The 14,049-nt window shown below is 74.2% G+C and carries 12 protein-coding genes; 3 read left to right on the plus strand and 9 right to left on the minus strand.

The genetic code is table 11. The features are described from left to right. Positions 1-20: 20 nt before the first annotated feature. Positions 21-1,031, plus strand: a complete 1,011-nt coding sequence (locus tag ACLQ20_RS00720) for an ATP-binding cassette domain-containing protein (protein ID WP_425853878.1) — start codon at positions 21-23, stop codon at positions 1,029-1,031. Beyond that, positions 1,028-1,879: an ABC transporter permease gene (locus ACLQ20_RS00725; RefSeq protein ID WP_425853879.1), complete on the plus strand. Its 852-nt coding sequence runs from the start codon at positions 1,028-1,030 to the stop codon at positions 1,877-1,879. The genes ACLQ20_RS00720 and ACLQ20_RS00725 overlap by 4 nt, the downstream gene beginning before the upstream one ends. A gap of 60 nt (positions 1,880-1,939) precedes the next feature. On the opposite strand, the gene ACLQ20_RS00730 is transcribed toward ACLQ20_RS00725, so the two are convergent. From ACLQ20_RS00730 to ACLQ20_RS00755, 6 genes are all read right to left on the minus strand, one after another. Continuing rightward, a complete protein-coding gene (locus ACLQ20_RS00730) occupies positions 1,940-3,250 on the minus strand; it encodes a hypothetical protein (protein WP_425853880.1) in 1,311 nt (436 codons plus the stop codon). Continuing rightward, positions 3,247-3,771 carry a SigE family RNA polymerase sigma factor gene (locus tag ACLQ20_RS00735; protein WP_425853881.1) on the minus strand — a complete coding sequence of 175 codons (525 nt, stop codon included), beginning with the start codon at positions 3,769-3,771 and terminating at the stop codon, positions 3,247-3,249. Before ACLQ20_RS00735 ends, ACLQ20_RS00730 begins: the two co-directional genes overlap by 4 nt. 92 nt (positions 3,772-3,863) lie before the next feature. Continuing rightward, positions 3,864-7,253, minus strand: coding sequence for an ATP-binding protein (locus ACLQ20_RS00740; RefSeq protein WP_425853882.1), 3,390 nt, complete (start codon positions 7,251-7,253; stop codon positions 3,864-3,866). A 128-nt stretch (positions 7,254-7,381) separates the two neighbouring features. Then, positions 7,382-7,783, minus strand: coding sequence for a hypothetical protein (locus tag ACLQ20_RS00745; protein ID WP_425853883.1), 402 nt, complete (start codon positions 7,781-7,783; stop codon positions 7,382-7,384). After that, complete coding sequence (locus ACLQ20_RS00750) at positions 7,780-8,040, minus strand: hypothetical protein (RefSeq protein WP_151454240.1); 261 nt, start codon at positions 8,038-8,040, stop codon at positions 7,780-7,782. The genes ACLQ20_RS00745 and ACLQ20_RS00750 overlap by 4 nt, the downstream gene beginning before the upstream one ends. A gap of 16 nt (positions 8,041-8,056) precedes the next feature. After that, positions 8,057-8,743 carry a hypothetical protein gene (locus ACLQ20_RS00755; protein WP_425853884.1) on the minus strand — a complete coding sequence of 229 codons (687 nt, stop codon included), beginning with the start codon at positions 8,741-8,743 and terminating at the stop codon, positions 8,057-8,059. A gap of 202 nt (positions 8,744-8,945) precedes the next feature. On the opposite strand from ACLQ20_RS00755, the gene ACLQ20_RS00760 reads away from it, so the two are divergent. After that, positions 8,946-9,845, plus strand: a complete 900-nt coding sequence (locus ACLQ20_RS00760) for a cellulose binding domain-containing protein (protein ID WP_425853885.1) — start codon at positions 8,946-8,948, stop codon at positions 9,843-9,845. A gap of 61 nt (positions 9,846-9,906) precedes the next feature. On the opposite strand, the gene ACLQ20_RS00765 is transcribed toward ACLQ20_RS00760, so the two are convergent. The 3 genes from ACLQ20_RS00765 to ACLQ20_RS00775 all read right to left on the minus strand — a co-directional run bounded on the left by ACLQ20_RS00765 (position 9,907) and on the right by ACLQ20_RS00775 (position 13,880). Then, a complete protein-coding gene (locus ACLQ20_RS00765; protein WP_425853886.1) occupies positions 9,907-10,812 on the minus strand; it encodes a hypothetical protein in 906 nt (301 codons plus the stop codon). A 242-nt stretch (positions 10,813-11,054) separates the two neighbouring features. After that, complete coding sequence (locus ACLQ20_RS00770) at positions 11,055-12,431, minus strand: M23 family metallopeptidase (protein ID WP_327030607.1); 1,377 nt, start codon at positions 12,429-12,431, stop codon at positions 11,055-11,057. 123 nt (positions 12,432-12,554) lie between these two features. After that, the gene (locus ACLQ20_RS00775) at positions 12,555-13,880 is read right to left on the minus strand and encodes an AAA family ATPase (protein WP_151454244.1); all 1,326 of its coding nucleotides are present in this window, start codon (positions 13,878-13,880) and stop codon (positions 12,555-12,557) included. Between the last annotated feature and the right edge of the window lie 169 nt (positions 13,881-14,049).

Here is a 14,049-nt window from a genome sequence, read left to right on the forward strand (position 1 = left end):
ACCTGAGGAAGGTAGGGAGCATGACACGCACCACCGGCCTGGCCATCGAGGCCGAGGGCCTGACCCGGTCGTTCGGGGACACCCGGGCGCTCGCCGGCATGGATCTACAGGTCCCCGCCGGCACCGTCTACGGGCTGCTCGGCCCGAACGGCGCCGGCAAGACCACGGCGGTACGGGTGCTGGCGACGCTGCTGCGCCCCGACGGCGGACGGGCCCGCGTCTTCGGGCACGACGTCGTCACCGAGGCCAACACCGTGCGCGCCCGGATGAGCCTGACCGGCCAGTACGCCTCCGTGGACGAGGACCTGACGGGGCTGGAGAACCTGATGCTCCTCGCCCGCCTGCTCGGGCACCGCAAGCCGGCCGCCCGGGAACGGGCGGAGGGCATGCTCGCCGCGTTCGGCCTGACCGAAGCGGCCGACCGGCAGGTCAAGAAGTACTCGGGCGGCATGCGGCGGCGCATCGACATCGCGGCGAGCATCCTCAACACCCCCGACCTGCTGTTCCTCGACGAGCCGACGACGGGGCTGGACCCGCGCAGCCGCAACCAGGTGTGGGAGATCGTCCGGGCCGTCGTGGCGCACGGCACGACGGTGCTGCTCACCACGCAGTACCTGGACGAGGCCGACCAGCTCGCCGGCCGCATCGCGGTGGTGGACCACGGCCGGGTGATCGCGGAGGGCACCCCGGGCGAGCTGAAGTCCTCGGTCGGCTCCGGCACCGTCCACCTGCGGCTGCGCGACCCCGGGCGGCGGTCGGAGGCGGAGAAGCTGCTCCAGGCGGCCCTCGGCGTTCCGGTGCAGCTCGCACCCGACCCGGTCGCGCTGACCGCGCGGGTCGGCGGCGACGGCAGCGACCTCGACGCCAGCGAGCAGGCGGCCCGCGCGCTCGGGGACCTGGCCCGCGCCGGCATCGTCGTCGACGACTTCTCCCTCGGTCAGCCGAGCCTGGACGAGGTCTTCCTGGCCCTGACCGACCACCCCGCCGTCGCGGCCGACGAGCGGGACGATGAGCTGGAGGCAGCCCGATGACCAACGCCACCACGACCGGGCGGGCCCCGTCCGTCTACGTACCCTCGACGGAGGCGCTCGCCACCGTCCTCGCGCCCGGCGCGCGACCGCCCAGGCCCGGCGCGCTGTCGGCGTCGCTCGCGTTCGGCTGGCGCGCGCTGCTGAAGATCAAGCACGTGCCGGAACAGCTCTTCGACGTGACGGCGTTCCCGATCATCATGGTGCTGATGTTCACGTACCTGTTCGGTGGCGCTCTCGCCGACAGCCCGCGCGACTACCTCCAGTTCTTCCTGCCCGGGATCATGGTGACGAGCGTCGTGATGATCACCATGTACACCGGCGTCGGGCTGAACACCGACATCGAGAAGGGCGTCTTCGACCGGTTCCGGACGCTGTCGGTCTGGCGGCCCGCCCCGCTGGTCGGCATGATCTTCGGCGACGTGCTGCGGTACGTGCTGGCGGCCGTGGTCATCCTCGGCGTCGGGCTGGTGCTGGGGTTCCGGCCCGACGGCGGGCTGCCCGGCGTGCTGGCCGGGATCGGCCTGCTGGTGGTCTTCTCGTTCGCGTTCTCCTGGGTCTGGACGTTCTTCGGGCTCGTCCTGCGCAGCGAGAAGTCCGTGATGGGCGCGAGCATGATGGTGCTGTTCCCGCTGACGTTCCTCAGCAACGTGTTCGTCGACCCGGGCACGATGCCCGGCTGGCTCCAGGCGTTCGTCAAGGTCAACCCGATCACGCAGCTGGTGGCCTCGGTACGCGCGGCGATGTCGGGCGGCTGGGACGCGTCGGCCACGATGTGGACCCTGCTGTGGAGCGCCGGCTTCGTGGTGGTCTTCGGCACCCTGACCATGTACCGCTACAACCGCCGCTGATCCCGCCGACGACGGGCACCGCCTCGGAGGTGGTGGTGCCCGTCGTCGTTCGGTGGCCGGCTAGGAGTCGACCCGGACGGTGGTCGCCGTGCCGCCGGCGGCGGCGGTGACGCGTACCTCGGTGGCGTCGGCGGGTAGCAGCGCCGCGCCGCGCCCGGCGTCGTGCCACTCCCCCGCGCCGACCCGGTAGCTCAGCGCCGCGCCCTCGGCGGCGACGAGGACACCCTGCCCGTCGGGCAGCCGTAGCCGCACCGGCAGCGGCGCGTTCCAGTCGATGAATCCGCTGGCCACCGGCTGGAAGGGCGCGCCGGCGTGGGCGAGCAGGGCGATCGCGCGGGTGGGATCGCCGTAGTACTGGTGGCTCTCGAGCAGCAGCTGCCGGCCGTCGGGGGTCGCCCCGTAGACGACCAAGTGGGGAGCTTCCCCTTCCCGGTGCGTGCCGCCGGGATCGACGTAGGCGGCGAGCGCTTCCGTCTCGTAGACGTTCCTGCCGACCTGCGCGGCGGGGCTGTCGCCCCACACCCGTTCCGCGCCGGGCAGCGTGTAGGTGACCGACCGCTGCGGACTGGCCTGCCGGTCGGGAAGGAGGATTTCGTTCGCGTTGGCGATGTGGACGGCGGTCGTCGCACTGACCGGCTTCCTGGCCAGGGCGACGGTCACCCTGTCGCGCTGCGGCGGCACCAACAGCACTGCGGCCCCGTCCCGGAACGCCACCCGCTGGAAGGTGCGCTCGATCCGGCCGTCGGCCGCGTACCGGAACGTCGGCGAGAACTCGACCGCGTGTCCGGTGTCGAGCACGACCAGCACGTCGCGTCGCGATCCGAGCAGCGCTGCCTGCCAGCTGCCATGGGTACTGGCGTCGACGAGGTTCTCGGGCGTCATGACCCGCGGCCCTGCGGCGGTGGGCTCGACGAACGCGGCCAGGCCGATCTCGCGGGCGCTGTCCGGCCAGGACACGACCGGGTTGTCGACGGTCCGCTGCGCGACGTAGGCGGCGGGCCCGGCCGGCGTGTTCCCCGCCCAGACCACGTGCGGATCGCCCCTGAAGTCGCCTCCGAGTTGCCTCGCCTGCTGCCGCCACGCCTCACGAACCTGCCGCAGGTACGCGCCGTCGCCGGCCAGATCGCCGCGGGTGGGTTTGTCGAACAGCGGCGAGGCGACCTCCGCCGCGGCCCCGCCGTCCGCGAGGTGGAGCGCACCGCCGACGGGCACCGCCACCACGACCGCGCACACGGCGGCCAGGACGGCGCGACGTCGCCGCAACCGGCGACGCCCACCCCGTCGCACGTCGTCGAGCAGGGTCGGCGGGCCGACGAGGTCGTCGGTCACCCGGCGCAGGACGCCCCGCACCTCGCGCTCTTCGATGGTCATCGCGCACTCCTGGTATCGGTCGGGACGGACAGGACGAGACTTGATCCGGCCAGCGCCTCCCGAAGGTGGGCGAGGCCCCGGGAGGCGTGGCTCTTCACGGTGCCCTCGGAGCAGCGCAGCGCCCCGGCGACGTCGGCGACCGACAGGTCCTCCAGGTAGCGGAGCACCACGGCGGCGCGCTGCCGGGGCGGCAGGGTACGCAGCGCCGCGACGACCGCCTGGCGCAGCGCGATGTCGTCGGCGTGGTCCCGGGCGACCCCGTCGTTGTCACCCAGTGCCTGCTCCGGCCGCCGGGTCCGTCGCCGCCACCGGTTGATCGACCGGTTCACCAGGGCCCGCCGGGCGTACGCCTCCGGTGACTCCCGCACCCGGCGCCAACGCACGTACATCTGCTCCAGCACCTCCTGGAGCAGGTCCTCGGCCGCGTGCCGATCGCCGACCAGCAGGTAGGCCACCCGCAACAGCGCCACCGACCTCGTACGGACGAAGTCGTCGAACTCCGTGCCATGCGGATCTCGCATCTACCCTCCTGGGTCTCTCAGTCAGCAAGACACCGCGGAGGGCTGCGGGGTTTACCGGCCCTCGCCGACGACGCGCGACCGGTGCCCGGGGGCTAGAGGCGCCAGGGCAGCGGCTCGGGCGGGAGGTAGCGGCAGGTGCTACCCGTGGAGACGGTGTCGCGCAGGTGGGCGGCGAGGCCCGGGTGGCGCTGGTCGAGCTTGCGCAGCGCGTCCCGGATGCGGGCGGTGACCGTCTTGCGGGCCCGCTCGGCCTCGTCGCCCAGGCGTCGGCTGCGGCCGGCCAGCCCGGCGGCGGCGCGCAGCTCGGCGAGCAGGGCGCCGCGCTCGGCGTCGAGGTCGGCCAACCTCCGCTCGTCGCCGCGTTCGGCGGCCCGGTCGATCTCGTCGTCGAGCCGTTCCAGGTGCCGCCGGTAGCGGGCCTTGGCCTCGTCGTCGAGGACCGGGTCGCCGCCCATCCGGCGGGCCGCGACGAGTTCCGGCCCGGCGGCCGGGTCGAGCAACTCGACCGCCGGGACGTCGACGCCCGGCCGGCTGAGCAGCACGTGCAGGTCGCGTAGCCCCTTCGCGTCGGGCAGGTGCACCACCACGCCGGCGTAGGCAAGCTGCCAGACGGGCCCGTCGCGGCGGAACCCGTACGCCTGGCCGGCCTGCCGTCCCGCGGCGGACGGGTGCGGCCCGGCGGCGACCGCCGGCGTGGCGGGCGCCCCGGTCCCCACCGTCGGCGCGCCGGGCGGCCCGGCCATGACGGCCCGGGCCGGAGCTGGGCCGGCGGCCGGAGCGACGGTCGACGCCGGGCGCGGACCGACGACCGCGGCGACGACCCCCGGCCGGCCGGCGGGCAACGCCTCGGCCCCTGTGGACGGCGCGCCGGCCAGGCGGCGGGCCGTCGAGTGCATGCCGAGGTCGTCGGCGTCGCGGGCGGTGGTGGCGCGCAGCGCGGCGGCGGACGCCGCGTCGCCAGGGCGGTCCCGCCCGGTCAGCGCGTCGGCCAGCGCGGCGCGGGCCAGGACCGACCACGGGCGGGCGCCCAGCCGGTCGGCGGAGTCGCGCGCGGCGGAGAAGCCGGTCACCGCGTCGTCCCAGCGTTCCTGCGCGGCGTCGACGAGGGCCAGCCAGTGGTCGACGGGGCCGCTGAGGTCGCAGCCGAACAACGCCGACATCCACTGCCCGCGGTGCGGTCGCAGCGCGTCGCGGGCCTCGGCGCAGCGCCGGGGGTCGCGACTGACGGCGGCGAGCCCGGCGCGCAGCCGCAGCCACAGGGGCGACACCGATCCCGGGTACGTCGTGCCGGCGGACTCGATGCCGGCGACCACCCGTTGGGCCGTCTCGACGTCGCCGCGCTCGGCCGCGGTGATGCCCCGGACGAGTTCCGGATGGGGGTAGCCGGTCGAGGACAGCTCGTCGAGCAGGGCGTCGACCTCGTCGGCCCGGCCCTGCAGGTGCAGGCGCGACCAGCGCAGGTGGTGGCCCATGAAGGCGAAGTCGGAGTGGTCCCACTCGGTGAGGGCGGTCAGCTCGCCGACCAGTTCGTCGGACCGGGCGAAGTCGCCACGGAAGGCCGCGATGATGGCGTCGTCCATCGTGGCGGCCGCCCGGTGCCGGGCGTCGCCCTGGCGGGCACCGGCGACGAAGGTGGCGAGTTCGTCCTGGTAGCGGGGGTCGCCCAGCTCCAGCAGGGCGACCCAGCGCAGCGCGGTCGCCCAGCGCGTCGTCTCCTGGTCGCCACCGCGGCGCGCCACGTCCCGGATCTCGGCGGTGATCGCGGCCCGGTCGCGGGCCGAGCCCAGCCCCCAGGTGGTGTCGTGGCGGGCCCACAGGCTGAAGGTGAGCGCCTCGTCGTCGTGCCCCCGCCGGGCCAGGGACTCCGTGGCGGCGATCAGGTCGGTGACCATCGTGCCGACCGGCACGGCGCCCGCGGACCCGCCGATCAACCGCCGGTACGCCTCCCGCAGCACGTCCTCCGGATCGGCGAGCCGCCCGGGGCCGTCGGTGTGGCGGCGGTGGACGACGAGGGCGACCCGGGCCAGCACCACCGGATCGTCGGCCGCCACGGCCAGCGTGGTGGCCTCGGCGAGCAGCCGCCGGGCCTCGTCGCCCGCGCCCGAGTGGTGCAGCAGCTCTCCCAGCTCGATCATGATCTTCACGCGTCGGGCCGGGTCGTCGGCGACGTCGAGCGCCCGGCGGAAGTGGACCACCGACTCGTCGATGGCCAGCCGGCCGACCGCGGCGCGGGCCGCGGCGACCAGCAGCTCGGCGGCGCGGGACGGGTCGAGGTGGGCGCCGGCGAGGTGGGCGTGCCGGGCCAGGTCGGCGGGGATCAGCCGCTCGGCGAGCGCCGGCGCGCCGTCGACGGCCCGGACGACCGCCGCGTGCCGGGAGCGCCGGTCGTCGTCGGGCAGCGCGTCGTAGAGGGTCTCCCGCACGAGGTCGTGGACGAATGCGAACCGGCCGCCGCCACGGGACACCACGAGCCGGGCGGTCACCGCCCGGTCGAGCAGCCGGTCGGCCTGCGCCGCCGGTGTGCCCGTGCAGGCGGCGAGGACCGGACGGTGGAACTCCCGGCCCAGCACGGCGGCGGCGGTGAGCGCTTCGACGACCGCCGCCGGCAACTGGGCGAGACGCCCTCGCACCGCCTCCCGTACGCCCGGGGGGATCGTGCCGATCCGGCCGTCGGCACGCCAGATCCGGGCGGTCTGCTCCACGAAGAACGGGTTGCCGCCGGTGCGCCGGTGCACCTCGTCGAGGAGGTCGGCGTTGGGTGCCCGGCCGGCCGTCCGGGTCATCAGCGCGGCCACCTCGTCGCGGGACAGGCCGGTGAGGGTGAGTGTGGTCGCCTTCGCCACCAGCGGCATCAGCAGCCCGCACAGCGGGTGCTCGGGTGACTCGACCTCGGCGTCGCGGTAGGTGCCGATGAGCAGCAGCCGCTCGAACCAGGTGTGCTGGGCGGCGAAGCGCAGCAGCCGCATCGAGGCGGGATCGGCCCAGTGCAGGTCGTCGAGCACGACCACGACCGGCCGGCGCTGGGACACCGCGACCAGCGCGGTGGTCACCGCGTCGTGCAGCGCGAACTCCTCCTGGTCGACGCGGTCGTCACCGCTCCGACGGCCGGCCGCCTCGCCGTCCGCCGACTCCCCGGCGGTGCCGCCGGCCGCCTCGCCGAGCAGCGCCGCCAGGGCCGGCTCGGCCGACTCCCGGGCCAACGCCCAGTCGTCGGTCGAGCGGCGCAGGCCGCGCAACACCTGCACCCAGGGCCAGTAGCCGGGGGCGCTGTCGGAATCCCAGCAGGCCGCGCCGAGCACCAGCGCGCCTCGTCGGCGGGCCTCGCCGGCCGCCGCCGTGACCAGCGTCGTCTTGCCGATGCCGGGCTCCCCGGCGACGAGGACCAGACCGCCGTGGCTGGTGGTCACCCGGTCGATCTCGGCGCGCAGCAGACCTGCGGGATGCTCCCGCCCGATGACGTCCCCGTCGTACCGCGGATCCATGACGCCCAGACCGTAGCGGAACGGTGGGACATCGCGAGCCCTTTACGCGGGGCGACGCCGCCGCCCGGCCCGTGTGCGCGGGTCCGCCCGGCGGGCGGTCGCCCACGAGCAGGCGGGCGGTCGGGTGCTCAGCGGGCGTCGGTGACCACGTGGGAGCAGGCGGCGCAGGCGGCCCGGCCCTGCTCCGCGTACCACCGGCAGGTCCGGCGGATCGCGCAGCGCGGCAGGTCTTCCTCCGCCGGACCGGCGACCTCCTGGAAGGACGCCGCCACCCGTTCGCCGAGGCCGCAGTGCGCGCCGGTCCAGAAGCCGCACTTCGACGTGACGCACGGGCCGGCCAACCGGTACCGGGACTCGACCGGGGTGTCCGTGCCGGCCTGGGCGAGGGCGACCTCGGCGGGGAGCGGGGGCGTCACGTAGGCGACCCGCCCCGCCGGAGTGATCATGCCGAGGAACACCGTGGCGTTGGCCGCGGGGGTGCTCGGGCACATCCGCTCCGGCGGGTCCGGCCGGTGGGCGGTGTCCGTCACCGCTGCATCCAGAAGCCGATGTCGTTGATCTTCTGGCCCAGTTCCTCGGCGAACGGGCCGTCGATGACCCACAGGCCGTACCACTCGGGGCGGAGCTTGATGTTGGCGTGCCCGACGGCGAGCGGGTTGGTCAGCCTCTTGCCGGCGGTGGTGAGGGCGTTGAGGCCCGCCTTCTGGATCTCGCTCGCGATCAGGCTCTGCTGTTCGACGGTCAGGTCGACGCCGTCGACGACGAAACGGAACTCGCTGCGTGCCATGTCCTACCTCCGATGGTCAGTACGAATCGGTCCGCAGCCCGCGCCGCAGACTCGCCCTGGTGAATGCCGCCCAGCCGGAGCGGGAGGTGGGGTCGCCCCCGTGCCCGGCCCGGCTCAGGTGCTCGCGCCAGTCGGTCGCGTCGGCGGCGCGCAGCCCCCACAACTCCCGGCAGGCGGTGGTCGCGAACGCGACCTGTCCGGCCGAGCCGGTCCAGCCGGCGGGGCCGTCGGCCACCCGCAGCGCACCACCCGCCTCGACGCGTACCGACGGGAAGTGGTGGTGCAGGCTGGCGAGGGTGGCCAGGTGTGCGGCGTCCGAGCGCCCGGCGGCGAAGGCGTCCCGCGTCTCGTCGTCACGGATGACCCGGATGGCGTGCAGCGTGAACGCGTCGCCGTCGCCGCCGGCCTGGCCCTCGACCTCCGTCGGGGTGCTCCAGATCCGGGGCGAGTTGGCCGACCAGAAGGCCAGCCAGGCGTCGAGGCGTTCGTGGAAGTCCGCCTGGAGGCGGGCCGGTCCGCCGGCGAGCCGGGCGGTGGCGATCCGGTCCCGGGCGACGGGACGCCGGGCCGGTCCTGCCGGGGGCGCTGCCCCCGCGGGTGGCGCGGCGTGTGCGGCGCTGGCTCCGGCGACGGTGGCCGCCGAGGCCGCGGCGGCGCCGAGCAGGATCCGGCGCCGGGAAAGTGGGGAATGGGATTCGTTCATGGCCCGCCTTTCATGGACGGCCTTTGCCACGACACGCTATCCACAGACGTAGATCAAAGGAGACGTCGCTCTATCGGTGAACCGACATGAAAACCGGTGATCGACGGCGGCGCATTCCCGCGCACTGTGCACTGCGCCCCCACCGACCGGACGGCCACCTAACGATTGATAAGCATCCATCGGCACTCGTAGCATCGTCACCATGCGTGCCCGTCGCATCACCCTCGCCGCCGTCCTCGCCGCGCTGCTGAGCCCGTTCGCCGTCGGCGCCGCGCGGGCGGACGACGCCCCGGCGCTCACCACACCCGGCAGCCCCGTCGTCGTGGTCGACGAGCCCCACCGCCTCACCCTCTCCTGGACGCCCTCGACCTGGGCGGGCGAGCCGGCCGGCGAGGAACCGATCACGTACGAGGTGCGGGCGCGGCTGGGCCCGTACGTCTACCGGAGCCTCGGCAGCACCACCGCCACCACCCTGACGCTGACCAACCTGGCGCCGGGCAGCGAGTACCGGCTCGTCGTCAGCGCCTACACCCTCGGCGGCTACTCCGACCCCTCCCCCGTCACCGGTGTCCGCACGGCGTACGGGCGGGCCAAGGTCAGTTACCTCAACCTCGACTGGTCGCCGACGGACAACCAGATCCAGCACGTCCTGAAGGTCACCAACACCGGAACCGGGCCGCTCGACCTCACCGCCGTGCGGGTGCGCTACCACCTGACCTTCGAGGGCGGCGACACCTCGCTGGTGCCGAACTGCGACTGGGCGGCGCTGGGCTGCGACCGGATCCGCCGCAGCATGACGTTCTTCCCGCCGCCCCTGCCGCCCGGCGGCCCGCCGACACCGACGCCCACCCCGACGCCGACCCGGTACCCGCTGCCGGGCACGCCGGTCCCCGGCTGGGTGGAGCTGACCTTCACCGGGGGCGTCCTCGCCCCGGGCGCATCGTCCGGGCCGATCCAGCTGCGCCACCACCGGCCCGGGTGGACCGACATCGACGAACGCGACGACCCGAGCTGGCGCACCGCCACCGGCCAGTGGACCGACAACAGCCGGATCACCCTCGACGTCGACGGGGTACGCGAGTTCGGTGACACGTTCGCCTGACGTACGCCGGCCGGTGACACCACCCCCGGGTCGGGGCGGCACCACTGGCCGGCACCGGTGACTACGCCGTCGCGCAGATGGCGTACGCGGTGTTGGTCCAGTTGCCGGTGAACACGTCCTCCTCGTACGCGCCGGAGGTGACGGTGGCCGGCGCGGCGGCCGGGCCGCCGTTGGGGCGGAAGTCGTCGACGACGCCCTCGCCCATGACGCCGTCGAGCGCGTAGCCGGCTCCGGTCAGCACCTTCCCGATCGGGCAGGCCGCGGCGACGCTGTGGAAGTCGTTCGAGTCACTGGGGCTCACCGCGGCGATGCGGGCCAGGCCGGCGAGGGGGTTGGCGCAGATCGCGTACGCCGTCGCGGACCAGTTGCCGGCGAAGGCGTCGGCCTCGTACGCGCCCACGAAGACCGAGGTCGGCGCGGCGGCCGGGCCGCCGTTGGGTCGGAAGTCGTCGACGACGCCCTCGCCCATGACGCCGTTGAGCTCGTAGCCCGTCCCGATCAGCACCTTGCCCGCCGGGCAGGCGGCCGTGACGCTGCGGAAGTCGTTCGAGTCGCTGGCGGTCGTCGCCAAGACCCGCACCAGACCGGCGACAGGGTTGGCGCAGATGGCGTACGCGGTGAGGGACCAGTTGCCCGCGAACGCCTCCGCCTCGTACGCCCCGACGGTGACGGCGGTCGGCGCGGTGGCCGGGCCGCCGTTGGGGCGCAGGTCGTCGACCACCGCCTCGCCGGTCGCCCCGTTGAGTTCGTAGCCCGTCCCGGTGAGCACCTTGCCCACCGGGCAGGTCGCCGTGACGCTGCGGAAGTCGGTCGAGTCGCTGGCGCTCGTCGCGGCGATGCGCACGAGGCCGGGGACGGCGGCCGAGGCGGGAGCGGCGGGGACGACCACCCCGGCCGCCACGGCGACGCCGAGGATGAGGGTGAACGCGTGGGGTCGGAGCCGGGGGGCGGCTGCCTGAGCTGACATGGGGACTCTCCTGTCTGTCGCCTCGGCGGTGACCTCCCGCAGATGTCGGGGGGCGACCGTGACGAGGCGCTGCGATTGACGCGCTCACGCTATGTAGTCACGTGACCAGGCATTATCCCCAAGCTGACTACGTCGGGTAATCGACTGATCGCCCTCGCCCGGGCCGCCACGCCCGCCGGCTTCTCTGATCACCGGCGGGCGGGCGGTCGGCGGGCGGTGCCCCCGACACGGTCCGGTCGCCGTCAGGCGGTGTAGAGGATCTTCACCCCGTTGAGGCTCGTCGCCGAGACGGTGGTGCCGCGGACGCCGGAGTTGAGGTTGCGCCAGCCGGTGTTGCTCGCCGCCTCGTGGATCATGCCCCCGGCCACGGTGTAGACGTGCTTGACGCCGTTGACGTCCATCGCCGCCAGCGCGTCGGGGCTGACCCCGGAGATGCCGGAGTTCAGGTTGCGCCACCCGCTGTTGCTGGCCGCCTCGTGGACCGTACCGCCAGCCACCGTGTAGACGATCTTCACACCGTTGTGACTGATCGCGGCCAACGCGTTCGGGCTGACCCCGGAAATGCCGGAGTTCAGGTTGCGCCACCCCATGTCGCTGGACGCCTCGTGGACCATGCCCCCGGCCACCGTGTAGATGATCTTCACGCCGTTGTGACTGATCGCGGCCAACGCGTTCGAGCTGACCCCCGAGATGCCGGTGTTCAGGTTGCGCCAGCCGTTGTTGCTCGCCGCCTCGTGGACCATGCCCCCGATCACGGTGTAGATGTACTTGACGCCGTCGACGTGGATCACGGCGAGCGCGTTGTTGCTGACGCCCGAGATGCCGGTCCACAGGTTGCGCCAGCCCGTGTCGCTGGCCGCCTCGTACACCCGGCCGTCGTTGACCGTGTAGAGCAGCTTGTTCGTGCCCATGACCATCGACGCGGTGGTCGAGCCGGTGATGCTGTTGACCGGCAGCATCTGCCAGCCGCTGTGGCTGCCGGACTCGTACACCTGGCGGTTGGAGCTGACCTGCCCGCAGTTCCGGCTGGTCATGTTCCGGGCCGACGAGACGGGGCCGGAGACGTAGAGCGGCCCGGTGTTCGGGCTGCCGTCGGAGGTGATGCCGGAGGGCACGCCGTTGAAGTACGCCTCGGACTTGACGCCGTCGCGCGTCTGCTCGTAGTGCAGGTGCGGGCCGGTCGAGTTCCCGGTGCTGCCGACCCGGCCGATCTGCTGGCCGGTCGACACCCACTGCCCGGCGCGCACCGGCGGCGACTCGATCATGTGCGCGTAGCTGGTCCGCCAGCCGCCGCCGTGGTCGATCACCACGTACCAGCCGCCGCCGCTGGTCCAGCCGGCGAACGTGACGGTGCCGGCGTACGAGGCGAGGATCGGCCGGCCGTTGCTGGCCCCGCCGGTGAAGGTCATGTCGATGTCGTAGTCGTCATGCCCGTAGTAGGTGGCCATCCGCCAGGTCTCACCGCAGGGGAACGGCATCTGGAAGTTCGGCCGTGGGCCCGCGGCCTGGGCCGGTGCGGCCACGACAGCGATGGCGCCCACCATGGCGAGCAGCACGGCGCCGACGCCGGCGAGAGCCAGGCGGGCCGAGGCGAGGACGCGGGCGAGTAGACCCGTCATAGGGGAAGTTCCCTCCGGAGCCGGATTTGATGTTGATGGATGTTAGGGCAGCCATCACCATCCGGCGAGAGGGGGCGGACGGTTCCGTCCGGCGGGCGGAACCGGCCGGCGGCGGGGGCCGGGTCAGCCGGCCACCGTCGTGCCGGCGAGCAGGGCGAGGATCGTCTGGTTCGCCTCCCAGCCGTCCGGGAACTTGACCGGCACGTCGAGGTGCACGGTCTCCGTCGACGGGTGGGCGTCCAGCAGCTCCCCGATCCCGGCGCGCGCCACCACGATGCACGCCTGACGGTGCCGCGACGTCAACACGCAGAGCCGCCCCGACTCCAGGTGGAACGCGGTGGCATCGCGCCGCCCCGACAGCGGGTGCAGCACGATCGTCACGTCGTACTCCCGGCCCTGGAGCCGGTTGGCGGTGTCGACGGTGATGCCGGCCCCCGCCGGCCCCAGGTGCGCGCGGATGGCGGCGGCCTGGTCGCGGTGGGCAGCCCCGACGGCGATCCGGTCGGCGGTGACCGGCGCGCCCGCCGGCGCGTGCTCGGAGACGGCGACCGCTCCCCGCTCAAGCACCCGCAGCGCCAGGGCCGCGCAGGCCGAGGCGGCCTCCGCATCGGTACGCAGGGTCTGCCGCGCCGGCAGCTCGTGCAGCGCCCAGCCGGTGGCCGCCGCCAGGTCCACCGTCCGGTCCAGGGCGTCGCCCGCCCCGGGCTCGCCGAGGCGCAACGCCCGGTCGGCCGGGCCGGTGCCGGCGCGGAACCCGGTGAACGGGTAGAACGCCGCCGCGACCACCGGGGCCGCCGAGGCGGGCAGCCGCCACGACACCGGCAGCCGGTGCACCGGCAGCTCCGGGTTGTGCCGCAGCAGCACGGCCACCGCCGACTGCATCGGATCCCAGGTCAGGCCCGTCCAGCGGCCCGTCTCCACCGTCGAGAACGGGTCGAGCTGACCGGGATCGCCGACGAACAGCGCCCGCTCGAACCGCCCGGCCACGCGCAGCAGGGCGTCCGAACGCATCTGGTACGCCTCGTCGACGATCGCCCACGGCCAGGAGCCCTCGGCGACCGTGGCCCACTTGGCGGCCGTACCGATGATGACGGCCGGACCGCCGAGGTCGGCGACCTTCGCGGCGACCCGGACCGTCTCGTGGCCCCTGACCCGCTCGGACGGCCGGTAGTCGGCGGCGGAGAGCCGCCCGATGCGCAGCTCGGGCGCCTTGCGCGCCAGGCGGTCGATGAGGTCGTCGACCTGCTCGTTGGTCTGCGCGATGATGATCAGCGGTTCGCCGGCGGCGGCCAGCTCGACGGCGGCGCGCACCACCAGGGTCGACTTGCCGGCCCCCGGCGGCGAGTCGACCACCACGCCGCGATGGTCGCCGGAGCGCAGGTCGGCCAGTACGGCGGCGATGACCCGCTCCGCCTCGACCGCCGGCGGCACCTCCAGCCCGGAGCGCATTGATTCCCCCTCCCACCGATCACCGGGACACTACGCCTGCCCCACCGTCGAGCGGTGACGCCGTGCCCCGGTCAGGCCCCGCGGGACGGCCAGCCCCTCGACGGCCGGGGTGTCGGAGCTGGAGGTGCGGGGCGGGCGCGGCGGGCCGCGACGGAACGCCGAAACCGGG

Source organism: Micromonospora sp. DT46, from assembly GCF_049841735.1.
Lineage (GTDB): Bacteria > Actinomycetota > Actinomycetes > Mycobacteriales > Micromonosporaceae > Micromonospora > Micromonospora reichwaldensis.

Coding starts and splice junctions, on each gene's coding strand:
- ACLQ20_RS00720 (WP_425853878.1), top strand. CDS start 21: ATGACACGCACCACCGGCCTGGCCATCGAGGCCGAGGGCCTGACCCGG.
- ACLQ20_RS00765 (WP_425853886.1), bottom strand. CDS start 10,812: ATGTCAGCTCAGGCAGCCGCCCCCCGGCTCCGACCCCACGCGTTCACC.
- ACLQ20_RS00750 (WP_151454240.1), bottom strand. CDS start 8,040: ATGGCACGCAGCGAGTTCCGTTTCGTCGTCGACGGCGTCGACCTGACC.
- ACLQ20_RS00735 (WP_425853881.1), bottom strand. CDS start 3,771: ATGCGAGATCCGCATGGCACGGAGTTCGACGACTTCGTCCGTACGAGG.
- ACLQ20_RS00760 (WP_425853885.1), top strand. CDS start 8,946: ATGCGTGCCCGTCGCATCACCCTCGCCGCCGTCCTCGCCGCGCTGCTG.
- ACLQ20_RS00740 (WP_425853882.1), bottom strand. CDS start 7,253: ATGGATCCGCGGTACGACGGGGACGTCATCGGGCGGGAGCATCCCGCA.
- ACLQ20_RS00775 (WP_151454244.1), bottom strand. CDS start 13,880: ATGCGCTCCGGGCTGGAGGTGCCGCCGGCGGTCGAGGCGGAGCGGGTC.
- ACLQ20_RS00755 (WP_425853884.1), bottom strand. CDS start 8,743: ATGAACGAATCCCATTCCCCACTTTCCCGGCGCCGGATCCTGCTCGGC.
- ACLQ20_RS00770 (WP_327030607.1), bottom strand. CDS start 12,431: ATGACGGGTCTACTCGCCCGCGTCCTCGCCTCGGCCCGCCTGGCTCTC.
- ACLQ20_RS00725 (WP_425853879.1), top strand. CDS start 1,028: ATGACCAACGCCACCACGACCGGGCGGGCCCCGTCCGTCTACGTACCC.
- ACLQ20_RS00730 (WP_425853880.1), bottom strand. CDS start 3,250: ATGACCATCGAAGAGCGCGAGGTGCGGGGCGTCCTGCGCCGGGTGACC.